This window comes from Sphingomonas yunnanensis, from assembly GCF_019898765.1.
Classification (GTDB): Bacteria; Pseudomonadota; Alphaproteobacteria; order Sphingomonadales; family Sphingomonadaceae; genus Sphingomonas; species Sphingomonas yunnanensis.
Genome location: NZ_JAIOKB010000001.1, coordinates 580,132 through 606,967, shown reverse-complemented (window position 1 = coordinate 606,967; position 26,836 = coordinate 580,132). Strand labels below are relative to the sequence as shown.

The 26,836-nt window shown below is 65.4% G+C and carries 27 protein-coding genes and 1 riboswitch; of the genes, 17 read left to right on the top strand and 10 right to left on the bottom strand.

The features are described 5' to 3' along the window. The first annotated feature begins 78 nt into the window (after positions 1–78). Complete coding sequence (locus K7957_RS03010; protein WP_223010477.1) at positions 79–363, top strand: hypothetical protein; 285 nt, start codon at positions 79–81, stop codon at positions 361–363. Further along, a complete protein-coding gene (locus K7957_RS20635; RefSeq protein ID WP_343228281.1) occupies positions 315–869 on the top strand; it encodes a lysozyme inhibitor LprI family protein in 555 nt (184 codons plus the stop codon). The genes K7957_RS03010 and K7957_RS20635 overlap by 49 nt, the downstream gene beginning before the upstream one ends. Positions 870–918: 49 nt before the next feature. Here K7957_RS20635 and K7957_RS03000 read toward each other — a convergent pair whose 3' ends face one another. After that, the gene (locus tag K7957_RS03000) at positions 919–2,337 is read right to left on the bottom strand and encodes an ISNCY family transposase (protein WP_223010475.1); all 1,419 of its coding nucleotides are present in this window, start codon (positions 2,335–2,337) and stop codon (positions 919–921) included. Between the two features lie 402 nt (positions 2,338–2,739). Here K7957_RS03000 and K7957_RS02995 point away from each other — a divergent pair, with 402 nt between their 5' ends. Genes K7957_RS02995 through arsH form a run of 5 tightly spaced genes read left to right on the top strand, consistent with a single transcriptional unit; the run spans position 2,740 to position 5,975 of the window. Further along, a complete protein-coding gene (locus tag K7957_RS02995) occupies positions 2,740–3,072 on the top strand; it encodes an ArsR/SmtB family transcription factor (protein WP_223010474.1) in 333 nt (110 codons plus the stop codon). A gap of 11 nt (positions 3,073–3,083) precedes the next feature. Further along, positions 3,084–3,512, top strand: coding sequence for an arsenate reductase (glutaredoxin) (gene arsC, locus K7957_RS02990; protein ID WP_223010473.1), 429 nt, complete (start codon positions 3,084–3,086; stop codon positions 3,510–3,512). Next, a complete protein-coding gene (locus K7957_RS02985) occupies positions 3,512–4,798 on the top strand; it encodes an arsenic transporter (protein ID WP_223010472.1) in 1,287 nt (428 codons plus the stop codon). Before arsC ends, K7957_RS02985 begins: the two co-directional genes overlap by 1 nt. Beyond that, positions 4,795–5,229 carry an arsenic resistance N-acetyltransferase ArsN2 gene (gene arsN2 / locus K7957_RS02980; RefSeq protein ID WP_223010471.1) on the top strand — a complete coding sequence of 145 codons (435 nt, stop codon included), beginning with the start codon at positions 4,795–4,797 and terminating at the stop codon, positions 5,227–5,229. The genes K7957_RS02985 and arsN2 overlap by 4 nt, the downstream gene beginning before the upstream one ends. Then, positions 5,229–5,975, top strand: coding sequence for an arsenical resistance protein ArsH (arsH, locus tag K7957_RS02975; protein WP_223010470.1), 747 nt, complete (start codon positions 5,229–5,231; stop codon positions 5,973–5,975). Before arsN2 ends, arsH begins: the two co-directional genes overlap by 1 nt. 31 nt (positions 5,976–6,006) lie before the next feature. Here the strand turns inward: arsH and K7957_RS02970 are convergent, their stop codons facing one another. Next, entirely contained in the window at positions 6,007–6,420 is a 414-nt protein-coding gene (locus tag K7957_RS02970; RefSeq protein WP_223011093.1) for a MerR family transcriptional regulator, read from the bottom strand. A gap of 67 nt (positions 6,421–6,487) precedes the next feature. Here K7957_RS02970 and K7957_RS02965 point away from each other — a divergent pair, with 67 nt between their 5' ends. From K7957_RS02965 to K7957_RS02945, 5 genes are all read left to right on the top strand, one after another. After that, positions 6,488–7,120, top strand: a complete 633-nt coding sequence (locus K7957_RS02965; protein WP_223010469.1) for a cation diffusion facilitator family transporter — start codon at positions 6,488–6,490, stop codon at positions 7,118–7,120. 80 nt (positions 7,121–7,200) lie between these two features. Continuing rightward, positions 7,201–7,533, top strand: a complete 333-nt coding sequence (locus K7957_RS02960; RefSeq protein ID WP_223010468.1) for a hypothetical protein — start codon at positions 7,201–7,203, stop codon at positions 7,531–7,533. Between the two features lie 54 nt (positions 7,534–7,587). After that, positions 7,588–8,850 carry a TolC family protein gene (locus K7957_RS02955; RefSeq protein WP_223010467.1) on the top strand — a complete coding sequence of 421 codons (1,263 nt, stop codon included), beginning with the start codon at positions 7,588–7,590 and terminating at the stop codon, positions 8,848–8,850. Continuing rightward, positions 8,847–10,010, top strand: a complete 1,164-nt coding sequence (locus K7957_RS02950) for an efflux RND transporter periplasmic adaptor subunit (RefSeq protein ID WP_223010466.1) — start codon at positions 8,847–8,849, stop codon at positions 10,008–10,010. Before K7957_RS02955 ends, K7957_RS02950 begins: the two co-directional genes overlap by 4 nt. 4 nt (positions 10,011–10,014) lie before the next feature. Next, positions 10,015–13,239 (top strand): efflux RND transporter permease subunit, encoded by a 3,225-nt coding sequence (locus K7957_RS02945; protein WP_223010465.1) that lies wholly within the window; start codon positions 10,015–10,017, stop codon positions 13,237–13,239. A gap of 141 nt (positions 13,240–13,380) precedes the next feature. Here the strand turns inward: K7957_RS02945 and K7957_RS02940 are convergent, their stop codons facing one another. The 4 genes from K7957_RS02940 to K7957_RS02925 form a co-directional block, all read right to left on the bottom strand. Then, a complete protein-coding gene (locus tag K7957_RS02940; protein ID WP_246616623.1) occupies positions 13,381–13,842 on the bottom strand; it encodes a c-type cytochrome in 462 nt (153 codons plus the stop codon). 35 nt (positions 13,843–13,877) lie between these two features. Further along, positions 13,878–15,113 (bottom strand): molybdopterin-dependent oxidoreductase, encoded by a 1,236-nt coding sequence (locus K7957_RS02935; RefSeq protein WP_007406293.1) that lies wholly within the window; start codon positions 15,111–15,113, stop codon positions 13,878–13,880. Positions 15,114–15,202: 89 nt separating this feature from the next. Next, positions 15,203–16,354 (bottom strand): TDT family transporter, encoded by a 1,152-nt coding sequence (locus tag K7957_RS02930; RefSeq protein WP_007406242.1) that lies wholly within the window; start codon positions 16,352–16,354, stop codon positions 15,203–15,205. Further along, on the bottom strand, positions 16,351–17,223 hold the full coding sequence (locus tag K7957_RS02925) for a LysR family transcriptional regulator (RefSeq protein WP_007406272.1): 873 nt from the start codon (positions 17,221–17,223) through the stop codon (positions 16,351–16,353). The genes K7957_RS02930 and K7957_RS02925 overlap by 4 nt, the downstream gene beginning before the upstream one ends. A 146-nt stretch (positions 17,224–17,369) precedes the next feature. Here K7957_RS02925 and K7957_RS02920 point away from each other — a divergent pair, with 146 nt between their 5' ends. Further along, positions 17,370–18,437, top strand: a complete 1,068-nt coding sequence (locus K7957_RS02920) for a molybdopterin-dependent oxidoreductase (protein ID WP_007406227.1) — start codon at positions 17,370–17,372, stop codon at positions 18,435–18,437. Beyond that, positions 18,434–18,946: an MgtC/SapB family protein gene (locus tag K7957_RS02915; protein ID WP_007406274.1), complete on the top strand. Its 513-nt coding sequence runs from the start codon at positions 18,434–18,436 to the stop codon at positions 18,944–18,946. Before K7957_RS02920 ends, K7957_RS02915 begins: the two co-directional genes overlap by 4 nt. Before the next feature lie 51 nt (positions 18,947–18,997). Here the strand turns inward: K7957_RS02915 and K7957_RS02910 are convergent, their stop codons facing one another. From K7957_RS02910 to K7957_RS02895, 4 genes are read right to left on the bottom strand one after another with little or no spacing between them, the layout of a single operon-like run. After that, on the bottom strand, positions 18,998–19,768 hold the full coding sequence (locus K7957_RS02910) for an anti-sigma factor family protein (RefSeq protein ID WP_007406229.1): 771 nt from the start codon (positions 19,766–19,768) through the stop codon (positions 18,998–19,000). Continuing rightward, positions 19,765–20,274, bottom strand: a complete 510-nt coding sequence (locus K7957_RS02905) for an RNA polymerase sigma factor (RefSeq protein ID WP_007406239.1) — start codon at positions 20,272–20,274, stop codon at positions 19,765–19,767. The genes K7957_RS02910 and K7957_RS02905 overlap by 4 nt, the downstream gene beginning before the upstream one ends. A 1-nt stretch (position 20,275) precedes the next feature. Further along, a complete protein-coding gene (locus tag K7957_RS02900; protein WP_007406255.1) occupies positions 20,276–21,715 on the bottom strand; it encodes a YncE family protein in 1,440 nt (479 codons plus the stop codon). 1 nt (position 21,716) lies between these two features. Beyond that, positions 21,717–22,082 carry a DUF305 domain-containing protein gene (locus K7957_RS02895; protein WP_219994278.1) on the bottom strand — a complete coding sequence of 122 codons (366 nt, stop codon included), beginning with the start codon at positions 22,080–22,082 and terminating at the stop codon, positions 21,717–21,719. A gap of 163 nt (positions 22,083–22,245) precedes the next feature. Beyond that, a riboswitch (Fluoride riboswitch) is annotated at positions 22,246–22,322 on the top strand. A gap of 23 nt (positions 22,323–22,345) precedes the next feature. Here K7957_RS02895 and K7957_RS02890 point away from each other — a divergent pair. From K7957_RS02890 to K7957_RS02880, 3 genes are all read left to right on the top strand, one after another. Then, positions 22,346–23,704, top strand: coding sequence for a voltage-gated chloride channel family protein (locus tag K7957_RS02890; RefSeq protein WP_007406263.1), 1,359 nt, complete (start codon positions 22,346–22,348; stop codon positions 23,702–23,704). Continuing rightward, positions 23,661–24,113 carry a DUF190 domain-containing protein gene (locus tag K7957_RS02885; protein ID WP_204200589.1) on the top strand — a complete coding sequence of 151 codons (453 nt, stop codon included), beginning with the start codon at positions 23,661–23,663 and terminating at the stop codon, positions 24,111–24,113. The genes K7957_RS02890 and K7957_RS02885 overlap by 44 nt, the downstream gene beginning before the upstream one ends. 326 nt (positions 24,114–24,439) lie before the next feature. After that, positions 24,440–26,821: a PAS domain-containing sensor histidine kinase gene (locus K7957_RS02880; protein WP_246616622.1), complete on the top strand. Its 2,382-nt coding sequence runs from the start codon at positions 24,440–24,442 to the stop codon at positions 26,819–26,821. Positions 26,822–26,836 lie beyond the last annotated feature (15 nt).

Sequence of the window (26,836 nt, the reverse complement as noted above, 5' to 3'; positions counted from 1 at the left end):
CACATCGGAGCCAATGGCTCTTTACCGCTTTCGGTCGCTCGTTAAGTTGTCTCTAATGCAACCCGGCCCCACTCCCGTATGACCGCCGACATAACCTCTGCGGTGATGTCCTCGTTGATCCTGGCAGCTCTGCTGCTCGAGCTGTTTGGGCAGGCTGAGGCGTGGCGCCGCGTGCGGTTCGCATGGCTGCCGTTGGCTCTGGCCAAGGTGGCTGGCGTAAAGATAATCGCTCCCATTACACCAAGCTTCGTCGACACCGTTGATTGGGCGCTGCTCGTGGCCAGTGGCATCGCGGCAGTTTCGCTGGTTGGCCGATGGCTTCTAAGACGAAGCAGGTTCAGCCGATTTGCAGAAGCTCGCTAGCCGATCGACGCCGGTCGGCCCTGCAGTCCTGGTGGGGGCTGCCTACCAAAGCGGCCCTTCCGCTAATGGCAGGAAAGCGGACATTGTTTAGATCGGCACTGCTGCTACAAAGGAGTATGAAAGCTACCGTACCCGTGATCGCTCTAGGAGCGGCCCTCTTTTGCGGGAGCGCAGGAGCGCAACTTAGAACTGAAGAAGAGTGTGCCCGCTTGCATCCAGAGATCACATCGCCAGTCGAATATGCAAGCTGCATGTACGACAGTGCGCAAGCCGACAACGCCTTAAAGGCTGCGTTTTCAAAGCTTTGGTCTCAGGTCCACGGTGAGTCACGTGGCCTTTTGTTGAAAGCAGAGCAGGCTCGGGTGAAAAATCGCGATGCTCAATGCGCGTATGAAGCAGATGGCTCTCCCCACAACACCGCTTTCGACGCCTCGGTAATGGCGTGCGTGGCTGAGGCGAACCGAGCAAGGGCAAAGTATTTAGAGGACGACCTCAAGCGCTGGTAGCTTTGGACGTGGCTGGGTGCCCATGTCCGCTAATGGGCGCTTTCGGACGCTAGAGGGCGTACTCACCAAGGCCGCGCGCAACCAACTCCTCGTTGGAGAGGCGTGGACCTCGCTTGAGCCTTCTGTTGCCCAGCGTTCGGCGGTCCAGCTTCTGACCGGAAGAAGCCGGCGAGGGCGCCTTGAACGGCCCGACGGGCTGCGCGGTGCGCGCCGGCTCGTTGTTGTTGCGCTTTGCATGGTGTGGCTGAGCCTGCTGTATCGCGCGGGCAAGCGCCAGCGCGGCATCGAGGTGCTTGTTGTCGACCACCGCGGCTTGGTTCACCCGGCGCATCTTGTCGAACATGCGATAGGGCAGGACCGTGCCCTCGTGCTGGATCTCGAGCCGGCCATCCGGGTATTCGCACACGTCCACCTTCTTGCGCGCGAGCGCCTGCGAGGCAGGGGAGAGCTCGAGGATGAACATGGCCTTGTTGTAGTGCAAGGTAAGGGCGCCGGTGACGGTGCGCTGCTCGCGCCACACCAGCTCCGCCTCAAGGTTCTCGTGAATGGCCAGCGCGCGATGCAGATCGCGCGGATCGAACGGCGTCTTGGCGAACCGTTGATTGTGCTGCGCCATATAGGAGGGGAGGAAGGCGTTGGCTTGGTCGATGGTGGAGATGCGATGTAGCCGCATCGCCTTGACCAGGCGGTCCTGCAGCGTCGCATTGACCCGCTCGACGCGTCCCTTCGCCTGCGGCGAGTTCGCGCAGATGAGCTCGATGTTGAGGCGGTCCAGCGCACGCCCGAGGTGGGTCATGCCGTCGCCCTTTGCCGAGGCCGTGTTGTTGCGAAAGGCGCTGTGCTTGTCGGTGTAGAAGGCCACCGGCTTGCCATGCCGCTCGAGGTAGGTCCGGGTGGCGCGCATGTAGGAGAAGGTGCTCTCGCTCTCGACCATCTCGACGTGCATAAGCTCGCTGGTGGCATCGTCGATGAAGACCAGGAGCGTGCATTGCGGACCGCGGCCCTCGAACCACCAGTGCTTGGAGCCGTCGACCTGGACGAGCTCGCCGCGGCAGTCGCGCCGGTAGCGCGGCTGGTACGGGCGAGGGCGCTTGGCCGCACGGTCCTGCCACAGTCCCGCCTCCAGCATGATGCGGCGCAGGGTCTCGCACGACAGGCCGATGCCATGGCGCTCGGCGAGGTACTCGCGCGCGAGCGTCGGTCCGAAGTCGGCGTAGTGCTCGCGTACCAGCGCGACCACTTGGGCGCGGAAGGCGTCGCTGTAGCGCCGGTTGCTCGGGCGTCCTCGCTTGCGCGACATCAGGCCGCTGGCGCCGTCCTCTCGCAGGCGGCCCAGCAGCCGGTACACCTGCCGCCTCGCAAGGCCGAGCAGCTCCATCGCGTCCGTGACCCGGATCTCGCCGCGGTCGAGCCGCATCAGCGTGTCGAAGCGGGTGATCTCAGCAGCACTCATCGCCAGCACCGTCATACAATGCGCGTCCTCGTTGCCGAGAACGGCTATGACACCGGCGACCCGCTGAGAGCACCGCAGAGTGCCATTTCTATCTAGCGGGCTGGTGTCATTTGTACTTAGCGCTGCGGTTTCAAGCCGAAGTGCGACACACTTTGTGGCAGCGGGGGCAGCGTGGAGCCTCCCAAGCAGCGCAGCGCTGCCCCCGCTGAGGCGATCACTTCTCGGCTCTTGCGCCCTTGGACCCGCTGCGACAGCGGCGGGCTCGGTCACACCGCGCGCGCTTTCCCACGAGGATCGTTAGATGGAAACGCGCAGGCGTTCCCAAATCCCATCTCGAAGCCGATTTTGAGAAATCTGAAACTGGCTCAATCCAACCGAACAGGTAGCGCGGAACCATATATCTGCTATGCTGGATATATGGAAAAGGATTTGGCTATAGCTGCGCTTGGTGCGCTGGCGCAGGGAACGCGCCTTGATGTGTTTCGCCTGTTGGTGCGGCACGAGCCGGACGGCATGGCTGCGGGTGATATTGCCCGTCAGCTCGACGTGCCGCAGAACACCATGTCCTCGCATCTCAGCATTCTCGCCCGCGCGGGCTTGGTCCGCTCCGAACGCCATAGCCGATCGATCATCTATCGCGCCGATCTAGACGGCCTGCGCGCGCTGACGCTGTTCCTCGTCAAGGATTGCTGCGCGGGCAACGCGGAGCTGTGCGCGCCGCTCATAGCCGAACTCGCCCCCTGCTGCTGAAAGGACGCCCCGTGGCCGTTGATATCGTCATCTATCACAACCCTGAGTGCGGCACGTCGCGCAACACCCTCGCCATGATCCGTAATGCCGGCATTGAGCCGCATGTGGTCGAGTACCTGAAAACTTCGCCCTCGCGCGGGCTGCTGGTCGAGTTGATCGATCGCGCCGGCATGACGCCCCGCGAGCTGCTGCGCGAGAAGGGGACGCCCTATGCGGAGTTGGGCCTGGGCGACACGTCGCTGTCCGATGACGTGTTGGTGGACGCGATGATGGCGCATCCCATCCTCATCAACCGACCGCTGGTCGTCTCGCCGCTCGGCGTGAAGCTGTGCCGCCCGTCCGAAGCCGTCCTCGATCTGCTGCCGAGCGGCCAGCTCGGCGCGTTCGCGAAGGAAGACGGCGAACAGGTGGTTGATGCTTCGGGCCAGCGCGTCGCCTGATGCTTCTTGCCGTCCTGATCTTCGTCGCGACGATCACGCTCGTCATCTGGCAACCCAAAGGCCTCGGCATCGGGTGGAGCGCGATGGGCGGGGCCGTCGTGGCGCTGCTCGCGGGCGTCGTCACGCTGTCCGACGTGCCGGTGGTGTGGGGCATCGTCTGGAACGCGACTGCCGCGTTCGTTGCGATCATCGTCATTAGCCTGCTGCTGGATGAAGCCGGGTTCTTCGAATGGGCGGCGCTGCACGTCGCGCGCTGGGGCGGGGGACATGGTCGCCGGCTGTTCGTCCTTATCGTGCTGCTCGGCGCGGCGGTGTCCGCGCTGTTCGCCAATGACGGCGCGGCGCTGATCCTGACGCCGATCGTCATCGCCATGCTGCGGGCGCTGGGGTTCAAGGACAAGGCGACGCTGGCGTTCGTCATGGCGGCGGGGTTCATCGCCGACACCGCCAGCCTGCCGCTGGTCGTGTCGAACCTCGTTAACATCGTGTCGGCCGATTTCTTCAGGATCGGGTTTGGCGAATACGCGGCCGTCATGGTGCTGGTCGATCTCGTGTCGATCGCCGCGACGCTGGGTGCGCTGCTGCTGTTCTTCCGGCGCGACATACCGGCAGACTATGACGTGAGCGCTCTGCGCGCGCCGCGCGAGGCGATCCGCGATGCCGCGACGTTCCGCGCCGGATGGATCGTTCTCGCGCTATTGCTCGCCGGCTTCTTCCTGCTCGAACCGCTCGGCGTGCCGGTCAGCGCCGTGGCCGCAGCCGGCGCGATCCTGCTGCTGGTGATCGCGGGGCGGGGCCATGTGATTCAGACCGGCAAGGTGCTGCGCGGCGCGCCCTGGCAGGTCGTGATATTCTCCCTCGGCATGTATCTCGTCGTCTATGGCCTGCGGAACGCCGGCCTGACCGACCATCTGGCGGCGCTGCTCGATCGTACCGCGCAAGGCGGCGTATGGGGTGCGGCGCTGGGTACGGGCGTCATCGCGGCGGTCCTGTCGTCGGTGATGAACAACATGCCGACCGTGCTGGTGGGCGCGCTCTCGATCGACGCCACCCACGCCACGGGCGCGATCAAGGAAGCGATGATCTACGCCAACGTGATCGGCTGCGATCTCGGCCCCAAGCTGACGCCGATCGGGTCGCTCGCGACGCTGCTCTGGCTCCACGTCCTCGGGCAGAAGGGCGTTCGGATCGGATGGGGCTATTACTTCCGGGTGGGCGTCACGCTTACCGTGCCGGTGCTGCTCGTCACGCTCGCGGCGCTCGCGATCCGGATCAGCCTCGGGTGACGGGACTGACCATCACGGCGCTTGAACCCGCCGAGCTGGTCGGGCTGGCATGGTTCCTCGATGCCGCCAGCCTTCCGAGCGCCGATCTCGCCGATCCCGGCCGCCTGTTCTTCCGGTTCGAGGCCGATAGCCTAGTCGGTTATGGCGGCTTGGAGGGGGAAGGGGCCGACCGCCTGCTCCGCTCGATCGTCGTCCTCGCCAATCGTCGGGGGCATGGCCTAGGGCGGGCATTGGTCGCCACCCTCGAACGACAGGCGCGCGACCTCGGGGTGCGGCACCTCCATCTACTGACGACCACGGCCGCACCATTCTTCCGGACGCTCGACTATGCCGACGCCGATCGCGGCACGGCTCCCCCGGCCATCGCCGCATCGCGCGAGTTCATCGCGCTGTGCCCCGCGTCGGCCGCCTATCTCGTGAAAGCCCTCTGATGCCGCTCCGCACGCTCGCCGATCCCGATGCCCTGCCGGCACTCGATCCCGCCTATGCCATCCAGCGGCCGGCACTGGGGCTTGGCCCGCTCGATCCCGCGCCGCGTATCCTTCTGCTCTATGGTTCGCTGCGCGAACGATCCTTCTCCCGGCTGTGTGTCGAGGAAGCGGCGCGCCTGCTCCGCTTCTTCGGGTGCGAGACGCGCATCTTCGATCCATCGACCCTGCCGCTGCCCGACCAACATGCCGGCGACGATCATCCCGCCGTCCACGAGCTGCGTGAGCTGTCTTTATGGTCGGAGGGTCAGGTGTGGTGCAGCCCGGAACGTCACGGCCAGATCACCGGCATCATGAAGCTGCAGATCGACCATCTGCCACTGTCGATGGGCGGGATGCGTCCGACGCAGGGACGCACGCTGGCGGTCATGCAGGTGTCGGCCGGATCGCAGTCGTTCAACAGCGTCAACACGCTGCGCGTTCTGGGTCGCTGGATGCGAATGGTGTCGATCCCGAACCAGTCGAGCGTCGCCAAGGCGTTCAGCGAGTTCGATGACGCCGGGCGCATGAAGGCGTCGAGCTATTACGACCGGATTGTGGACGTGATGGAGGAACTCGTGCGCTTCACGGTGCTACTGCGCCCGCACACTGCTCAACTCGTAAATCGCTATTCGGAGCGCAAGGAAGCCGGGGTGCCGATCGACACCGCTAAGGACCTCTCCAGCATCGCGACAGTGCCGCAGTCCTGACGGGCTTCGCCAGGAGTTGCGTACATGTAGCCTAGACCCGCCTTCCGCGGTCCAAATCGGGCGGCGACGTGATCGCTTCCATAACCCGGCAATCGGCGATCCTGCCGCCTTCACAATCCCGTGTCGCATCCGCCAACGCGTCCCTAAGCGCCATTAGGCGGGCAATGCGGTCTTCCACGCTCGCAAGGTGCCGGCGAGCGAGCGAGCCTGCTTCCTTACAATCCTGATCGGGGTTGGCCGACAAAGCGATCAAAGATCGAATTTCGTCAGTCGAGAACCCCAGATCACGGGCATGCCGGATAAAGGCGAGCTGGCGAACCTCCGCATCACCATAGGTGCGGCGCCCGCCTGCCGTTCGCGCAGCCTCCGGCATCAAGCCAATATCTTCGTAGAAACGGATCGTGTTGACCTTTGTCCCGGTCCGTTTCGCTATGTCGCCAATCATCAGCACCCTGCGACCCTCGCATTTTTGCGCTTGCTCCTACAGTGACTGTAGATCGTAACGGAGCGGGATGAGCGCAAGCGAATCCTCCACGTGCGGCTGCACGGGCGATACGAAACGTGCGGAGCGCGACCCTGCTTATCGGCGTGCCCTATGGATCGTGGTCCTCCTGAACCTCGGCTTCGGGCTGATCGAAATCGTCGGTGGGTACATCGCCGACAGCCAGGCGCTCAAGGCCGATGCCCTCGACTTCATCGGCGACGGCACCATCTCGTTGTTCGGCCTCATCGCGCTGCGCTGGACTGCGGCAGCCCGCTCAAGGGTCGCTCTCGCCCAAGGCTTGTTCCTCGGAACATTGGGGCTGGGTGTCATCGGCTTTGCGATCTGGCGCGCGATGAACGCCGTGGCACCCGACGCCGATCTGATGGGCGGCATCGGGATCGTCGCCCTTATCGTCAACGTCAGTGCGGCGCTCGTCCTGTCGCGGTTTCGTGAAGGCGACGCCAATGTACGGGCTATCTGGCTGTTCAGCCGGAACGATGCGCTCGCCAACATCGCCGTCATCATTGCCGCCGGCCTGGTGGCGTGGACCGAAAAGGCATGGCCCGACCTCGCGGTCGCCGGCGTCATCGCGATCCTGTTCCTGCACTCCGCTTGGGAGATCACCCGCGGTGCGTTGGCAGAATTGAGTGGCCGCTCATGAAGGTCGAAAGCAACGCTAGCCCGGTAGCGTCCGATGATCGCGGGTTACGCAGTGCTCATGGAATGATAAGGAGCAAGCTCATGCGCAAGCTGCTGCCCTTTCTCGCCTGTCTGATGCTGGTCCTGACCGGCTGGGCGGGCATGGCGCAGGCTACGGAAAGCGCCGGGTGCATCGAGACCTCTCAGGTCAACACGATCATGCACATGGCCGGCGACTGCGACGAGGTGCCCGCCGATGCGGACAAGGGCTATCCTCATCATCACACCGTCTGTCACGGCCACCATGTCGCCGCACCGGCTGAGCATAGTGTCGACGTCGCCCTGATCGACAATTGGGCCGAATTCGCGAGCCACAAGGCTCCGCTCTGGCTTGCGCATCAGAGCGACCCGGCGCTTCGACCGCCACAGGCCTGACGACGCATCGGGCGCCTTCCGGCGCCTGAGACTGGTTCGTCAGGAGCATCTAAAATGAAGCGCATGATAGCGGCCGTGCTGGTCGCGACAGCCTGTGCGTCGAGCAACTCGGCACAGGCACAGGACACGGAGGCGTCGGCACCGCCGCTGACCCTTGATGAAGCACTTACCGCGGCCGGCGCGGTGTCGCCGGCGGTCGAGGTCTCCCGATCGGGCATTCAGGCGGCGCAAGCGCAACGCTCGATCGCCGGATTGCGGCCTAATCCGTCGCTCGACGCGATGAGCGAGAACGTCGCCGGCACCGGTATCTACAAGGGGCTGCGCTCGGCCGAAACGACGGTCGGCGTATCCTTGCCGCTCGAACTCGGCGGCAAGCGGTCGGCGCGCGTCGCGGTCGCCAATGCGCAACTCGACCGCGCGTCGCTCGAAGCGGCGATCATACAGGCCGATCTCCGGTTACGGGTCACGCAGGCCTATAACGATGCCGCGGCGTCGCAACGCCGGGTAGTCACCGCCCGCGAACAGGTCGGGATCGCGAATGAGGTACTGCGTGCAGCGCGGGTCCGCGTGGCAGCCGGTCGCGCCTCACCGCTCGAAGAGCAACGCGCCGACGTCGCCCGGCTGAATGCGGAAGGCGCGGCCGAGCGCGCGGAGCGATCCGCACAAGTGGCGCTCGGCAATCTTGCCCGGCTGATCGGGCGCGGCGCCGGCTCGCTGGATACAGCCTGGTTCGCCCGGATCGAAGGCGCAGGGCCACGGTTGCCGGTGCGCAGTGAAGGCACGCTGACGGCCGCGGCGGTTCAGGCCGATCTCACCACGGCGACGGCGCAGGTCCGCCTTGCCCGAAGCCAGCGGATTCCGGACGTGACGATCAGCGCGTCCGCACGCAGGCTTGCGATGACCAACGATACGGCTGCGGTGTTCGGCGTATCGGTGCCGTTGCCGCTGTTCAACAATGGCCGCGCGGCCGTTGATCTGGCTTCTGCCCAACGCACCCAGGCGGACGCCCAGCGCCGCCTCGCGCTGCTCGATGCGGAACAGGCCATCGCCTCGGCGCAGGGGGACGTAGCGAATGCGGCGACGACAGCCCGCAATGCGACCGGACCGACGCTTGCCGCGGCGCAGGAAGCCGCCCGAATCGCGCGTATCGGCTACCGTGAGGGCAAGTTCGGACAGTTGGATCTCCTGGAGGCTGAGCGCACGCTTGCCGACACCCGAACGGCCGCGATCGACGCGCTGGCCGCTTATCATGACGCACAGGCCCGGCTGGAACGGCTCGCCGCCCCGGCGCCTACCGATGCGAAGGATGCACGATGAAAACCAATCATGCGCGGACCCTGCTGTCCGCCTTGCTTCCGCTCGCGCTCGTTGCGTGCGGCGGGGCCGAGAAGAAGACCGACGACATGGCCGGTATGGAGGGCATGGAGAAGGGCGAGGGGGCCGAGAAGAAGGCCGACAAGGATGCGGTGACGCTCACGGCGCGGCAGATCGCCGATGCCGGCATTGAGGTCGCCCGCCCGACGGTGGGCGGGGTCGCCGGCGCGATCGAGTTGCCCGCGCTCGTCCAGGGCGATCCGCAAGGCGTTCAGGTCGTCTCCGCGACCATCGGCGGTCGCTTGGTCGCGCTCACGCGCAACCTCGGCCAGCCTGTCCGGCAGGGTGACCCGCTGGCGGTGATCGAGAGCCGCGAGGCCGCTTCGCTGAAGGCCGAAGTCGAGGCGGCTCGCGCCCGCGCCGCATTGGCGCAGTCGAACCTTCGGCGCGAACAGCGTCTGTTTGCCGAGCGTGTCTCGCCCGAACAGGACCTGGTGGCGGCGCGGACCGCGGCGACGGAGGCGGGGATCGCGCTGCGTCTCGCGCAGCAACAGCTCGGTGCCACGGGGGGCGGTGGTGGTGCCCTCAACCGCATCGCCATGCGCTCGCCGATCTCAGGTCAGATCATCGCCCGTCCGGCCGTCCTTGGCCAGACCGTCGATGCGAACGCCGAACTCTACCGGGTCGCAAACCTCTCGCGGGTGACGGTCACCGCCTCGGTCTCGCCCGCGGATGCAGGCCGTATCCGGCCGGGTACGCGGGTTGAGGTAACCGCAGCTGGTCGTAGACAGGAAGGACGGGTGTCGTTCGTGTCCCCGGCGCTCGATGACAGCACGCGCCTCGTGCCTGTCATCGCCACGCTCGACAATGCGGGGAATACCTGGCGGGTGGGCGAGCCGGTGACGGCGAGCTTCATGCTGCCCGGGAGCGGCGATCGTAGCGTCTCGGTCCCATCCACCGCGGTGCAAAGCATCGAGAACCGTACCGTCGTTTTCGTCCGCACCCCGACCGGCTTCCACGCGACCCCGGTCACGGCCGGTCGCCGCAACGGTGATCAGGTCATCATCAGCTCCGGCCTCAATGGCCAGGAGCGGATCGCCACCACGAACTCGTTCACCCTGAAAGCCGAACTCGGCAAGGGTGGCGGGATGGACATGGACTGAGCCCATGATCTCCCGCCTTGTCACCTTCTCGGTCGAGCGGCGCTGGCTGGTCCTGCTGCTGACCCTTGTCGCCGCGCTCGCGGGCGTCTTCGCCCTCCAGCGTCTCCCCATCGATGCCGTCCCGGACATCACCAACAATCAGGTGCAGGTGAACGTCCTCGCACCCTCGCTGTCGCCCGACCAGATCGAGCGGCAGGTCTCGTTCACGATCGAAACGTCACTCAAGGGTATTCCGGGTCTTGCCTATACCCGGTCGCTCAACCGCAACGGCTTTGCCCAGATCACGGCCGTCTTCACCGACGCGACCGACATCTACTTTGCCCGCCAACAGGTCGCCGAGCGGATGCGGATGGCCGAGGAACGGCTGCCGCAGGGCGTCATGCCCGAGATGGGGCCGATCGCGACAGGTCTCGGCGACATCTTCATGTGGACCGTCGAGTTTCAGGAACTGAACCGCGTGAAGCATCGGGATGGCGAACCCGGGCTCCAGCGCGACGGCAGCTACATCACCCCCGAAGGCGAACACCTCGTCAGCGAACGCGACAAGGCGACCTATCTCCACACCGTTCAGGAGTGGATCGTGTCGCCGCAGCTCCGCGGGACCGAAGGTGTCGCCGGCGTAGACTCGCTGGGTGGGTTCGACCGCGAATATCTGGTCATTCCCGACCTCCAACGCCTGGCATCGATGCGGCTGACGGTCCAGGACCTCGCTACCGCGCTCGAGCGCAGCAACACCAGCATTGGCGCAGGCACGGTCGATCGGAACGGCGAAGGGCTGTTCGTCCGCTCGGACGCGCGCGTTCGCACCGCTGATGAGCTGTCACGCACCGTCGTCGCGAGCCGCGAGGGCGTACCGATCGTGCTCAATCAGGTGGCGACCGTGAAAGCTGGGCAAGGCATCCGCACCGGCTCGGCATCCGAGAACGGTCACGAAGTCGTCGTCGGCACAGCCGTGATGCGCATCGGCGAGAACAGCCGCACCGTCGCGACCGACGTCGGTGAACGGCTTCAGGCCATCGGCCGATCGCTACCTACCGATGTCGTGGTCAAGCCGGTCCTGGATCGTACCAAGCTCGTGAATTCCACGATCGCGACGGTTGCCCGCAACCTCGCTGAAGGCGCGGTGCTGGTCATCGTGGTGCTGTTCGTGCTGCTCGGCAACTTCCGCGCGGCGCTGATCGCCGCGATGGTAATTCCGATCACCATGCTGCTCACCGCTACGGGGATGCTACGTGCCGGCGTTTCGGCCAATCTGATGAGCCTCGGCGCATTGGACTTCGGTCTCATCGTCGATGGTGCGGTCATCATCGTCGAGAACGCGCTGCGCCACCTCGGCACGCGCCAGCACGAAACCGGGGGTGTCCTCCCTCTGAAGGAACGCCTCGCCATCGTGGCGGCGTCCGCCCGCGAGATGATCCGGCCATCGGTCTATGGGCAGGCGATCATCATCCTCGTCTACGCACCGTTGCTCACCTTTAGCGGCGTGGAGGGCAAGATGTTCGAGCCGATGGCGCTCACCGTCATCATCGCGCTCGTCCTTGCCTTCGTGCTGTCCCTGACCTTCGTTCCGGCGGCCATCGCCGCCTTCCTCGCCGGCAAGGTCGAGGAGAAGGAAAGCCGGATCGTGGTTTGGCTCAAGCGCCGCTACGAACCCGGCCTCGATGCCGCGATGCGGCGTCCGAGCGTCACCATCGGCGGGGCGCTTGCCGGCGTCTTGGTGGCGGCACTCGCTTTCACGACGCTGGGTCAGGAGTTCCTGCCGCAGCTCGATGAGGGCGACATCCTCGTCCAAGCCTGGCGACCGCCCGGCACGTCGGTCGAGCAGAGCCAGCGTATGCAGTTCGCGGTCGAGAAGACGATCAGTCGTGAGCCCGAAGTGCAATATGCCTTCTCGCGGACGGGCACGTCTGAGATCGCCAGCGATCCGATGCCGCCCAACGCGACCGACACGTTTGTGATGCTGAAACCTCGCAAGGAATGGCCGGACCCCAGCCTCCCCAAGGAGGAGCTGGTCGAGCGTATCGAGAAGAAGGTCTCGACCATCCCGGGGAACGGCTACGAGATTACGCAGCCGATCCAGATGCGCTTCAATGAACTTGTGGCCGGCGTGCGCGGGGATATCGCGGTCAAGGTGTTCGGCGACGACTTTGCCAGCATGAATGCGACCGCGGTCCAGATAGCGGACGTGATACGCAAGGTGCCTGGTGCAGCGGATGTCCGGGTGGAGCAGACCGAAGGACTGCCGCTTCTCGACATTCGTCCCAACCGGGACGCGATGGCGCGGGTCGGTGTTTCTGCCGGCGATGTCCAGGACGTCGTTGCGGCAACCGTAGGTGGCAAGCAGGCCGGCGTGATCTTCGAAGGCGACGCCCGCTTCCCGGTCGTGATCCGTCTCAGCGAGACGGCACGCGCCGATTTGCAGACCCTTGGGCAGATTCCGGTGCCAACGGCGAGCGGATCGTTCGTGCCGCTCGCCAGCGTTGCGGACATCGGGCTCGGCGATGGGCCGAACCAGATCAGCCGGGAGAACGGCAAGCGGCGTGTCGTCGTCCAGGCCAATGTGCGTGGGCGAGACGTTGCAGGGGTCGTCGAGGAGGCGCAGGCCAGGATAGCGCAGCAGGTTGCCTTACCGGCCGGCACCTATCTGACCTGGGGCGGCCAGTTCGAGAACCTCGCAAGCGCCCGGGCACGCCTGACGATCGTGGTGCCGATATGCTTCGCCGTCATCATGCTGCTGCTTTACGGTGCGCTCGGATCGGTGCGCGACGCGGCTCTGGTCTTCACCGGCGTGCCGCTGGCGTTGGTCGGCGGTATCCTCGCGCTCCTGCTCCGCGATTTGCCTTTCTCCATCTCGGCCGCGGTCGGGTTCATCGCACTGTCCGGCGTAGCGGTGCTCAACGGACTGGTGATGGTGTCCTCCATCCACGACCTTATGCGGGAGGGAATGGACCGGGCGCGTGCCGCCCGCGAGGGGGCTCTGCTCCGGCTTCGCCCCGTTGCGATGACTGCGCTCGTCGCCAGTCTTGGCTTCGTGCCGATGGCGCTGGGGCACGGCGCAGGGGCCGAGGTTCAAAAGCCGCTCGCGACCGTGGTGATCGGGGGACTTATCTCAGCGACCCTGCTCACCTTGTTCGTTCTGCCGACGCTATACGCGCGGTTCGGTTCGATGGTCACGGCGTCGCAACACACCGAGACACACGACAAACAGGAGACGCTTCATGGCGCGTGACTGCGAGGATCGATCACCCCTGCATCGATGATGCAGGGGTACGGAAAGCTCAGGCTAGCCGTTCCCGATTGGGAACGGCCAACGAGACGGCCGGCACAGTCTCGTTTGGGATGGTATTTCGGGATTATGGAAGTAGATCGGTTAGCCGGTTCCACCTGAGACATCAGGAGCCACTTTGGGGTCCGGGTCCTGCGCCTTGCCGATCGCGGGTGCCACCTTCTGGCTCGGCATAGCGGTGAGATAAGCAACGATCGCATCGACGTCCTTCTCGGCCACTGGCGCCTTATACACCTCACGCATCTTGGTGACGGTCGCCTTCCACTGATCCGCCGATAGCGCAGGCTGGGTCAGCGCCATGCTGGCTGAGTGGCACGAGGTGCAATTGGCATTGATGACGTCGGCGTGCGGACCGTCGGGGTAGGTCGCGTCGTCGGCCGGCAGGTCGACGCTGGTCGAGGCAAGCGAGAAGCCGCGCGCTGACACGCTGGCGGCCGGTGCCGGCTCAGACATCTCGGAGATCGGAACGGGCGCCTTGCGGCTGCTCGGCGCGCCGATCAAGACGAGGATGATGCCGGTCAGGCCGATCAGGCCAGCAGCCATCATGCCGGGAGACGGAGTCTTCATGATTTGCTCGCTCCTCAGGCCGCGATGATGGTGGTGGTTTCAATGTTGCCGCGCATGAACCCGCCGGGATTCCAGATCGGCTTCATCGGCTGAGCGACACCGTTGGTGTTCCAGCAGCGCACCATGATGGGGTTAGGCCCGCGTCTCAGCGGCACCCGCCCGTCCCAGCGCCGGAAGCTGTACCTGCCCTCGTCCGCTCCGAGCGTCGTCCTGTACCAGGTGCGGCCACCGTCCGACGACACATCGACCTTGGCGACGCCGCAATCGCCGCCCATTGCGATGCCGCCGACCGGGATCGACGCTTCATAGGCGATCGCCTGACCATCGGGCAGGCTGGTCATCCAGCTACGCGGGATCATGCGATTGATCGGTACGGTCGGGAAGTCCTTGGCACCGGGCGCGACATTCGCGCCGGGTGTCGCGGGGATCTTGTAGGCCTTGGCCATCCAATACTGGTCGTCAGGGCCGGGCAGTACCTCGATCGCGTTCAGCATCTTGACCCAATAGGTCGAGTACCAGCCCGGCACGATCAGCCGGCAGGGAAAGCCGTTGAGGAGCGGCAGTTGCTCGCCGTTCATGCCGAAGGCGATCATGACCTCGCCGTCGCGGGCATGGTCGATGTCGAGTGCCTTCTCGAAGTCAGGAGCGCCCGCCACGACCGGCTGATCGAGAGCGCCGAAGCGCACCTGCACCGCGCCTGCCTTGACCCCGGCGAGGTCGAGCACGTCGCGCAGGCGAACGCCGAGCCACTTGGCGTTGCCCATCGCGCCATTGCCCCATTGCGCGCCGGCGACGCGCGGCTGGAACAGCCCGCGGCTGTTGCCCGAGCACTGGTTCACCGCCGCCATCTCGACCCGTGGAAGGCGCAGCAGCTGAGCGAGGCTGATCGACAGCGGCCGATTGACGTGGCCGAAGACGTTGAGGCGGAAACTTTCGACGTCGATCGAGGTCGGTATGTCGGCCCAGTGCCAGCGGACGAAGAACTGGTCGTTGGGCGTGAACACCGACTTGTCGAAGACCTCCATCGGCGTCTCCAGCAAGGGTGGATGGACGCGCTGGAGGATCATGCTGCCCTTGCCGGGAAAGGCGCTGGTCATCGGCCGCTCGGCATTGCCGCCGGGCAGCTTCAGGTCGACGAGCTGCTGCGCCAGTGCCGGCGCGGCGGCAAGGCCGGCGGTGCCGAGCGCGGCATGGCTGAGGAAGCGGCGACGGCTGGTCTCACTCGCCAGCCCGGCGTCGAAATTGTCCATGACAAGGCTCTCCTGTGGCCAGTCACGCTGGCGGATCGAAGGGGCATTCTGCAAGTGATCGGACCGACTGATCCGATCATCATGGCGGATCAGTTCGGGGTGGCGATGCAGGGCGAGACGAACAGGTTGCCCCGCCATGCACCGGCTAGCGTCTTGGCACCGACCAGCAGCCACATCGCCGCGAGCGCAACCGTCAGCACCGTGCCGACGATACCGAAAAACATAAGGTTCAGCGTCGTGCCGAGGCGGAAGGTGGCGACGGTGTAGACGCCGAGCGGGAAGGTGTAGCCCCACCAGCCGAGGTTGAACGGCACGCCCGCGCGCCAGTAGCGGATGGTGATAAGCGTCGCGAGCGCCAGCCACCACAGGCCGAAACCCCAAAGGCAGAGCCCGGCGACAACGCCGATCCCCTGCGCGACGGTGCCGACGCCGGCTAGCCCGTGCGCGGTGAGGATCGCCGGCGCATCCGCGCCGAGCACCAGCATGCCCAGAGCACCCGTGCCGATCGGCCCCAGCGCCAGCCAGGAAGATGCCGCCATGCTTTCATGCGGCAACTTGTGGAGTGCCATGCGCAGGATGAGGATGGCGAGGATGCCAAACGCGACCGGCACCGAATAGGCCCACAGCACATAGGAGGTCGCGAGCGTCACTATCTGCGCGTGGGGATCGGTTAGATGCGGCGCGAGCAGCCCGCCGCTGGCGCCCGCCACTTCGGCAGCGACGACCGGCAGCAGCCATACGGCGGTCATGCCGTCCAGGCTGTGCTCGTGGCGGGTAAACATCAGGTAGGGGATCAGCACGCCGCAGGCGAGCGACATGGCGACGTCGATCCACCACAGGATATGCGCGACCGGCACGATGCCATTTCCGAACCGCGCGATGCCGAAGGCGAGACAGCCGTTGATGATCGTCGCCAGCCCCATCGGAATGGTCCCGATGAACATCGACACGGTGTTGTGCCCGAAGATGCGCCGCGCCTCGTGCCCGAACATCACCCAGCGCGCGCCATAGAGGCCGGCGAACAGCGCGAAGAGCGCGATATTGAAGAACCACAACACCTCGCCGACAGGTTTAAGCGAAGGCCCGATGCCGGGCACCTGCGGCAGCGCGAGGGCAAGGATGCCCGTGCCCATCGTCGCGGCGAACCAGTTGGGCGTGAACTGGCGGATCATCTCGCGGGGGTGATCGAGCCGGCTGAGCGGCTTGAGGCCGCTGAGAACGGAGTGCGTGTCGGCAGTCATGCGACCTGCTCCTTGATGAGATCCGTCAGCGCGTCGGCCGCGCGGGTGCGATAGCGTTCCTTGTGGCGCAGCGCGTGAAAGGCGCGGTCGGGCAGCCCGAGCGGCAGCTCGACGAGATCGCCAGCCTTGAGCGCGCGCGCGACGACCAATCGCGACAAGACGGCAACGCCGGCACCGGCCTCAACGGCGGTGCGCACCGCCTCGTTGGACGGCAGCGTCATCGCTATCGTCAGCTGGGCCGGATCAAACCCGCGCGTTCGCAGCACGTCCTCGAAAGTCGAGCGCGTACCCGATCCCTGCTCACGGACGATCCAGCGTGTAGTGCGCAGCCAGGCCTCGTCGATGCGTTCGGCTTCCTCGCGGCCGACCAGCACCATTGGGTCATGCCCGACATTCCAGTGGGCAAGCGCCGGTTCGTCCACCTCGCCCTCGACAAAGCCGAGTTCCGCCGCGCCGCTCAACACCTGCGCTGCCGCGCCTTCGGTGTTGTCGATCGCCAGCTCGACCGCGATCTGTGGGTGGCGTTCGTGGAAGGCGGCGAGCTTTGCCGGCAACCAATAGCTCGCGATCGTCTGGCTGGCGACGATCCGCAACGAACCACGCGCGAGCCCGGCATAGTCCGCGAGCATCGTCTCGGCATGCGCTGCCCGCCCCAGCACCGCGCGCGCTTCCTCCAGAAAGCCGCGGCCTGCCTCGGTAAGCTGGATGCCACGCCCGACGCGGTGGAACAGCGGAACGCCGTAGCGCGCTTCGAGGGCCGCAACCGCCCCGGAGGCAGCAGACTGCGTGACGTTCAGCGCCTCCGCTGCCTTGGTGACGTGTTCGCGCTCCGCGACACCGACGAATATTCTGAGCTGCTCCAAAGTCATGCAGCATATATCGCGTACTTAGATCGATACGACCAACCGTTTGATATGGTCATTCCAATCTGGATATCGGAATGGTCGGCAGCCTTTCGTCTGCGATGGTCTCGAAGACTTGAAGCGTTACGCGTGCCCGCGACGTTTGATCGTCCATGACCGATATGATCGAGCGCAGTTCTGATCCCTACAATGCCGAGCCGACGCCCGGTGCGTTGATCGAGCGGTTTCTGACGCCGCAGGCGCTGTTCTACGTGCGCAGCCACGGGCCGGTGCCGGATCTGCCCGCCAATCATCGGATCGAGGTGAGCGGGAGGGGCATGGCGAGCCGCTTCTTCTCGGTGCAGGAACTGAAGAGCACGTTTGCCACGCGCACGGTAACGGCGGTTCTCCAGTGCGCCGGCAACCGGCGTACCGATCTCCAGCAGGTCGCCAACACCTCCGGCGATCCGTGGGACGTAGGCGCGATCGGCAATGCGGAGTGGACCGGCGTACGCTTGGCCGATGTGCTCGATGCGGTCGGCGCGCCGGATGCGTCCGAGCTGTTCGTGGCGTTCACCGGCGCGGACGAGGTGGACGTGGAGGGTGAAGAAGCCTTGTTCGGGGTATCGATCGCCATGAGCAAGGCGCGGGAGCCCGACGTACTCCTCGCCTGGGCGATGAATGGCGAGCCGCTGACGCCCGAACATGGCGCCCCGCTCCGCATGGTGGTGCCTGGCTATGCCGGGGTCCGCAGCGCCAAATGGCTGACACGGATCGAGGTGCGTGAAACGCCCTCCGAGGCACCGATCCAGGCGCACGACTACAAGCTCTTCCCCGCCGCTGTGACGAGCGACACCGTCGACTGGAGCCAGGGTCTGACGATCAATGCCATGCCGCTCAACGCCGCGATCTGCTCGCCCGGTGCGGGCGAGAGTTTGGCCGCCGGAGAGGTGCGGATTGAGGGATATGCCATTGCCTATGACCGCCGTATTTCTCGGATCGAAGTGTCGGTGAACGGCGGTCGCGACTGGCAACAGGCGACCTTCGCCGATGATCCGGAGACGCGCTGGGGCTGGCGGCGCTGGATCCTTGACGCCACACTTGCCAAGGGACGCCAGCACCTTGTCGCCCGTGCCTTCGACGAGACCGGGCAGGGACAGCCCGAGCGGCCGGATACGATGTGGAATTTCGCCGGCTATCTGTGCACCGCCTGGCATCACGTTCACGTGCTGGTCGAATGATCGAAGCATCAGCGGCACCGGACGTCGCTTTCTGGATCGATGCGATTGGCCGGCTGGTGGTGGCGACCGCGGCCGGGATGGTGCTCGGCTGGGAACGCTCGCGTGAGAACCGGCAGATCATGGGCCTGCGGACGCTGGGTCTGGTCGGTCTGGCGAGTTGCATCGCCGTTCAGGCGATCGTGCATAGTGGCTTGCCGAACGTGAACGCCGATGCCGCAGGACGGGCGATGCAGGGCATTCTGTCCGGCGTCGGCTTCATCGGTGCCGGTGCGGTGCTGCGGGTCGGCCAGGGTCAGGAAGTGCATGGATTGGCGACCGCCGCGTGCATCTGGGTGACAGCCACGATCGGCGCGGCAGCAGGGTTGGCGGTGTGGCCGCTCATCATCGGCGGGGTGAGCCTTGCAATGCTCGTCCTGTTCGTCGGCGCGCCGCTGGAACGCCGCATCCGCGAGCGAGCCCGTCTGACGCCGGCCGAGACCGACAGGAAGGATGTCGAGCGCAAGCCGTGATCGCGCTGGACCGCCCGGTGCCCGTCGGCGCCGGGAGGCGGCAAGGCGCTATCAGGACACAAGCGCGGCATCTGCCTGACGCCGGACTTCATCGGCGATCGGATGCAGTTCGGCCGCGGGTCGCTCGCCCACCACACTATAGCCGATCCCGTCGACCGCCCATGTGACCCGGCCCATGGTCCCGCTGGACGTGCTGGTCATGCTCGCGGTCTTGTCGATCTGCATGGGCCTCGTCAGCACCGCAAGTTTCGACGCTTGCGGTCCGTCGTAGAGGAGCAGTGCCGCAGGGCCGTGGGGCGTCGCGACCAGTCGCCCCCCGCCATAGCGATAGCCGGCCGTGCTGAGGTCCGGGATCGTGACGCGCTCACCCAATCGAGCGGAGGTCCATCGGATCAGCATGGCGCGCTGGTCGGGGCCGATCTCCGCCGGTCGTATCCGGTCGGCGGCATAGACACGGAAATTATCACTCGCCTCGTTGGCCAGCGCCGCGATGCCCGCGCGGGGTTCGCCGCTCCACCGCGCGCTCGACCAGCCACCGCCAAACCCCAACGCCAGCAGAAGTGACGCGGCGATGGCGAGCTGCCAACGCGGTTGCCGTTGCCGTCCCCTGATCGCTGCCACGCGCATCGTCGCCGGGATCGGTTCATCCGCGACGGGGGCGAACAGGGATGCAAGGGCTCGCGCCTGCTCCGCCTGCTCTCGCACACGGGCATGCACGTCCGGCTGGCCTTCAAGATAGGCGTCGACCAGGCGCTGCCGCTCGGGCGACAGCCTGCCATCGATCCATGCGGCCAGATCGTCCTCGCCGATCGGGCTGGTCATTGCACGCTCCTCAATCGCGGCCGTTCACCCTCCCGGAGGAGGGTCGCCAGACGGTCGCGCCCCCGCGATATGCGCGACATTACCGTGCCCAGCGGCACGCCGACTACGGCAGCGACCTCCGCATAGGGCAGGCCCTCGACCGAGACCAGGAGCAGCACCGTTCGCTGTTCTTCAGGCAACGCATCAAGCGCGCGCAGCAGGTCGCGGTGGTGCAGGCCTGTGTCCTGATCGGCCGGGCGGCCGAGCGCGGCGTCGTCCACGAGGTGGAGCGGAACCGCCGTACCTCGCCGGCTATGCTGCCGCTGATGATCGACCAACAAATTGTGCAGGATCGCATAGACCCACGGGCGGACCTCCGCACCCCGTCGCTGTCGCCAGCGCCCGACCGCGCGCTCCAGGCAATCCTGCACCACGTCATCCGCCATCACCCGGTCGCGCAACCACGACCGGGCATAGCGGCGCAGCCCGGGGATCAGCGGTTCGATCGCGGCGGCAAGCGGGTCCATCTCAGTCGCGCTGCACCTGCACGATGCGCCCCGGCGCGCCGTTCACCACCTCCGCAACCGCCAGAAAGCGCCGGGGTGTCGCGGTGCTGCCCTGAACGATCTGGCGGATCGGACCCGATGCGTTGACGATCGCCGCACCTGCCGGGTTGCTCATGAAGTTCGCAAGCGGCTCTACAGCGCCGCTGCCGTCCGCATTGGCGGTCAGTACGAGCATGTAAGGCTTCTTGGGCTGCAAACCGGTAACGGCACTCTGCACGACCTGAATGATGCCCTGGTCGAAGAGGGTGATGCTGCTTGCCGTACCTTTGCCGCCAATCGGCCCCATGGTCAGATGCAGCGCCTTGCCCGCTGTGCCGAGCGGCTGGAGATTGTCGGTGCCGGGGCCTGTCGGAACTGCGTTCGACACATAGGCGATCGCCTGCGGTGCCTGTCCGACCGGCACGGTAGCGACGACCGTGTTGCCGGCAGTGTCGATCGCGGCCAGCTCATCGGAATTCTCTAGCCCGACATAAACGCGCCGGCCGTCGCCCGATGGCCAAACACCGTGCGGCATCTTGCCGACCGGAATTGTTGCCACCGGCGTGAAGTCGGACGTGCGGAACACCTTGACCACATTCTCTCCGCCGACCGTCACATACGCGAACTGCCCCTTGGCCGTGCGGGCGAAATTGACATGGTTCGTGATAGGCCCGGTATCCAGCACCTTCAGGATCGCGAAGGGTGGCCGAGCATCGAATGCGACCGTCTTGCCGATGTCCTTCAGCGTAAACCACACTTGCTTGCCGTCCGGCGTCGCGGCGATGTTGGGGCAGAAGGGGCTTGGCTGCGCCACCTGTCCGACCTGCGCGTGGGTCGCGACATCGAACACAGCCAATACCGGATTGAACGAAGAGCAGACATAGCCGTACCGGCCATCGGGAGAGAAGATCGTCATGCCCGGACCACCGGGCGTCTTGATGCGCCCCGTCTCCTTGTACGTCGTGGGGTCGAGCACGGCGATATAATCCTCGCCGCGGACCGTGACCCACACCTCCTTGCCGTCCGGCGTGAAGAACGCCTCGTGCGGACTGCGCCCGACATAGGTCGTGTGCTTGACGGTGTTGGTGGCGGTGTCGATCCACGACACGGCGTTTGATCCGATCGACACGACCGCCAAGGTCTTCCCGTCCGGCGAGAAGCCCAGGCCGTGAACCAGCACCTGTCCCTTGTAGAGCGGGGAGAAGTTCATCGGCTGGGGATCGCCAAGTTTGATGACGCCGAGCAGCCGGTTGTCGGCCGGGTCGGTCACCGACACCGTGTTGGAGAATTGTTCAGACGCATAGACGCGGTCGCGGTGGCTGACGGGCATGTCCTTAGCGTTCCACGGCGCCTGCTGGGCCATGGCGAGGCCCGGTGCGGCGCTCATCAGCAAGGCGGCCGAGCGCAGGATGGTCCGGATCATGTCAGTGCTCCATAGGGCTATGGTGGTCGCCGCCCTGCGTCGGGGCTGGCGTCGAAGGCGGTAGCGGCTGGCCGATCGCCAGCTTCATGGCGGCGATCTCCTGCTGCTGATCGATGATGATTTCCTGCGCGATGCGCTTGAGCTGCTCGTTATGGCCGTAGCGCAGCTCCGCCACCGCCATATCGATGGCACCCTGATGATGCGGAAGCATCATCGCCACGAAGTCGCGGTCGACGTCACCGGACGGCTTGACCATCATGCCCGCCATCATCCGGTCCATCGCGACAGACATCATGGTAGCGTAGCCATCGGCGGGGGCGGCCGCGACTGCGCCGGTAAGTAGGGCCGAAGCCGTCAGACCCAGCATCCAATCTCGTCTACGCATAAGCCTCCAGCGCATCGGTCTCGAAAGCGTAGACGATGCTCGTCGGGGTTTATTCCGTGGCCAAAGCCATTTTATCGGTCCTCACCAAAACGATAGTCTCATGCTTCTGCGGTTGGTTGACCGGGTCGCGGTCGGACAGCATATGCGCAGGCACGGCGATGGATTTCCGCCGGGCCATTCGGTCGAACCGCCCTCGCAAGGGCCGATGATTCCTACCAGGCGCCGCAAGGCAGCAAGGAGGAATCGTGCGCGCGACATTTCGCAATCTCTATGACCAGTTCAACATGGCAGCGTTCATTCGCGATCGCCGCACCCATGCCACGTCGGTACTGCGGTGGGCTTTGATCCTGGTCCCGATGGCCGCAGCGGTGGGAACGCTCTGCGCGGCCTTCCTGCGGAGCCTCGACGCCGTAACCCGGCTTCGCTTCGCCTTTCCCTGGCTGCTCTACCTGCTGCCGATCGGCGGGTTCGTGGTCGGACTGCTCTACCATCTGACAGGGCGCTCGGTCGAAGGCGGCAACAACCTCATCGTCGAGCAAATCCACGAACCGGGGGGCGGCGTGCCGCTGCGCATGGCTCCGCTCATCTTCTTCGGCACGGTCGTGACACATCTGTTCGGGGGATCGGCGGGACGTGAAGGCACCGCCGTGCAGTTGGGCGGCAGTCTTGCCAGCGGGTTTGGACGCGCGCTCAGATTGGATGCGGAAGCGACACGCACCCTCCTTATGACCGGGATCGCGGCTGGGTTCGGCGCGGTCTTCGGGACGCCGATTGCGGGCGCGGTCTTTGCACTGGAGGTGCTGGCGATCGGTCGGGTCGAGTATCGCGCGCTGGTGCCATGCCTGGTCGCGGCGCTGGTCGGTGACTGGACCTGTCTTGCCTGGGGCATTCATCACGGCGTCTACCATGTCGATGCGCTGGTGCCGGTCGACGCGCTGCTCGTCGCCAAGGCCGGTGTCGCCGGCATTGCCTTCGGTCTGACCGGGCTGACCTTTGCCGAGGCCAATCACGCGCTGGGCGGATGGTTGAAGCGCGTGATCCCCTATGGCCCACTACGACCCGTTATCGGCGGGCTGGCCGTGATTGCGCTGGTCTGGCTGCTCGGAACCCGCGACTATCTTGGCCTGGGTACGCTCGCCGCGACACCGGACAGCCTGACCATCGCCAGCTTCTTTGGTCCCGATACGCACTCGTGGAGCTGGGCGCTGAAGCTGCTCTTTACCGTCGTGACCCTGAGCGCGGGCTTCAAGGGGGGCGAGGTCACGCCGCTGTTCTTTATCGGCGCGGCGCTCGGCAATGCGCTCGCGCCGATGTTCGGAGTACCGTCGGGGCTATTCGCAGCGATCGGCTTCGTCGCGCTGTTCGCGGGCGCGGCCAACACACCGCTGGCTTGCACGTTCATGGGGATCGAGTTGTTCGGCGCGGCCTATACGGTGCCGATCGCAGTCGCGTGCTTCGTCGCCTACCTCTGCTCAGGCCACAACGGCATCTACCTGTCGCAGCGCGTCGCTGTGCCAAAGGTACCTGCCGCACACCTCACACCCGACGCGACCCTGCGCGATGCCCGCACGCACCGCGCTTCTCGCCGGCGCACGCGCGCCTGATCCTGTTTCCTGTCGAAAGCCCGTCATGCCCAATCGTTTCACCGTCCATCACCGCGAAGTCGGGATGCTGCGCATCTATCTGAAACCGTCCGACAAGATCGGCCCGCGTCGCTTCTGGGGGGCAAAGCCGCTCTATCGCGAGCTGATTCGCACCGCGAAGGCGGACGGCATCATCAACGCCGTCGCGCAAAATACCCATTACGGCTTCAGCAATCACGAACCGATCCGGGAGAACGGCTCGGAAATTGCCGATCCGCATCTGACGATCTGTGTCGAACTGGTCGGCGATCGCGATCAGCTCGACCTCTTCTGTCGCCGGCATGGAGATCTGATCGGCGACAAGGTGATCGTCTACAAACGACTGGAGCATTGGACTATCACGCGCAAAACTGAGCTAACCAGAGCCTGATCGGCGTTCCCGTAAAGGAACCCGTAGCGGGAAGGCGGCACTGCCGATCGCGCCGAAAGGCGTCCGAGACGTCCGCTTTCCCAGAAGCTGTTCCCGATTGCTCTTTCCCGAAACTAGCCGTTGAGGATGGGGAAACGGGAATGATCGCGCTGAACGAATGGCTGCTTGCGGGAAGCGAGTTAGCCCGCCTGAGCGTCCGGGTCTGGCAGGAAAGCGGACGGTCCGCTTCGGGCCATGCGCCTGTGATTATCAGCCGCTTGCTCTCCTAACCTCTGTTTGAAACGCTGGCGCATGCCGCTAGGTACGACCCACCGGCCGGGAGCGGGTTGGCGATAATCAAGGTCGAGGAAGCGACGGCGGGGATGGTGAGCAACGGTGAGGGCGACGCCGGAGGCCACGTGCATGACGCACCGCAGGCATCCGACATGCTGTCGACGGTCGACTGGAACACGACGGCCCTTGGGCCGCGCAGCGATTGGCCAGCTTCGTTGCGCACAGCGGTCGACATTATGATGGCGTCGGGACATGCCATGTGTCTGGCATGGGGGCCGGAGCGCACGTTCCTCTACAACGACGCCTATGCTCCAATCCTCGGCAAGCGGCATCCGTTCGCGTTCGGCGTGACGTTCGCAGAGGCATGGCCTGACGTGTGGGACGAGATCAAACCGCTCGTCGAGAGGACGTTCGCCGGAGAAACCTCAACATTCCGCGACATGCCGCTGCTGATGACGCGCAACGGCTACCCCGAGGAGACGTGGTGGAGCTTTTCGTATTCGCCAGTTCGCGGTGAGAACGGCGAGGTAGCCGGCCTGCTCAACGTGACGCTAGAGACGACCGACCGCGTCAAGGCGGAGCGCGAGCGCGATGCCGCCACTGCCGAACTACAGCGCAGCGAGCTCAAGTGGCGTCATCTGTTCGAGACGCTTGAAGAGGGCTTCATCCTCGGCAAGGTCGTGCGCGATGCCGCAGGCCACATCATCGACTGGTGCTACGAAGAGGTGAACGACGCCTGGTACGATCTGGTGGGGATCGAACGAGGCTGCGCGGTCGGTCGGACGATCCGCGAGGTCTTTCCCGGCATCGAGGACGAATGGGTGCTGGAGTTCGCCCGCGTCGTGGAGACTGGTCAGGCGATTCGCTTCACTCGACAGGTCGGCAATCTTCAGCGCTGGTATGATGGCGTGTGTCAGCCCGCGGGCGGCGACCTATTCACGGTTCTGTTTTTGGAAGTCACCGATCGCGTTCAATCGGACCAGCGCCGAGAAGCCTTGGCCGAACTCGGCCGGGTCCTGACGGCCATCGATGATCCCGAGGACATCGTTCGCGCAGCGACCGGCATCATCGGCCGAACGTTGTGCGTCGGCCGTGTCGGCTATGGCACGGTGGGAGAGGACGGCGAGACGTTCGTCGTGCCGAACGACTGGACGGCAGAAGGTTACGCAAGCCTGGCCGGCACCTACCGCATGGACGATTACGGCGGCTACGCGGAAGACCTGCGGGAGGGTCGCATGGTCGTCATTCCGGACGTTCGCCTTGATCCCCGCACGGCGGAGGACACCGGGCCGCTAGAATCGGTTGCGGTGCGCAGCCTCGTCAACCGCCCGATCAAGGAGAGAGGGCGCACGGTCGCTATCCTGTACGTCAACGACAGCGTGCCGCGCGAGTGGACGTCGGAGGAGCTTCAGCTCATCGCGGACGCCGGCAATCGCACCTGGACCGCGCTCGAGCGGCGTCGCGCGGAGAAGGAGGCCAGGGAGACGGCTACGTTCCTGAGCAGCGTGCTTGCCGCCTCGACCGACTGCATCAAGGTCGTCGAGCTTGATGGCCGCCTCTCGTTCATGAGCGAGGGCGGCATGAAGGTCATGGATATCAGCGACTTCAACGCCGTGAAGGGTTGCCCGTGGCCCGACCTCCTGAAGGAGAACGGTCCCGCATACGTCAGAGAGGCGATCCAAGCTGCCAAGCTCGGGGAAACTCGGCACTTCGAGGCGCCGGCGGATACCTTCATCGGCACACCCAAGCACTGGTCGATATCGGTGTCGCCAATCCCCGGCCCCAATGGCGAGGTCGCGCGCATCCTGTCCGTCTCACGAGACATCACCGAGCTGCACCAAGCGCGAGAGCAGCAGCTGCTCCTCAACGGCGAGCTGGCCCACCGTATCAAGAACACGATGAGCGTCGTGCAAGCTATCGCGCATCAGACGCTTGGCAGAGCAGAGGACCAAAAGGCCGTCGAAGCGTTCGGCAAGCGGCTCGGCGCGCTTGCCTCGGCCAACGACGTGCTGACGCGCGACAACTGGTCGAGCGCCAAGCTAGAGGAGGTTGCGCACGGAGCGCTATCTACATTTGGCGAAGATCGCTTCGTTCTGACCGGCCCCGATGTAACGATTGGCCCGCGTGCCACGCTGGCGCTCTCGCTCATGCTTCATGAACTTGCGACTAACGCCGCGAAGTACGGCGCGCTCAGCACGCCCGAGGGAACGGTGTCGGTCACCTGGGCTGTGCGTAGCGACGGCGGAAAGGATGCGCTCGATCTCAGCTGGATCGAGCGTGGCGGGCCACCGGCACTCGAACCGACACGCAAGGGCTTCGGCTCGCGTATCATTCGCATGGGTCTAAGCGGGTCTGGCGGCGTTGAGCTTCGGTATGAAACGGAGGGTCTGACAATGCGGGCAACGGCACCGCTCTATCAGATCCAAGAGGCGTAAGCGTAGAACATGGGA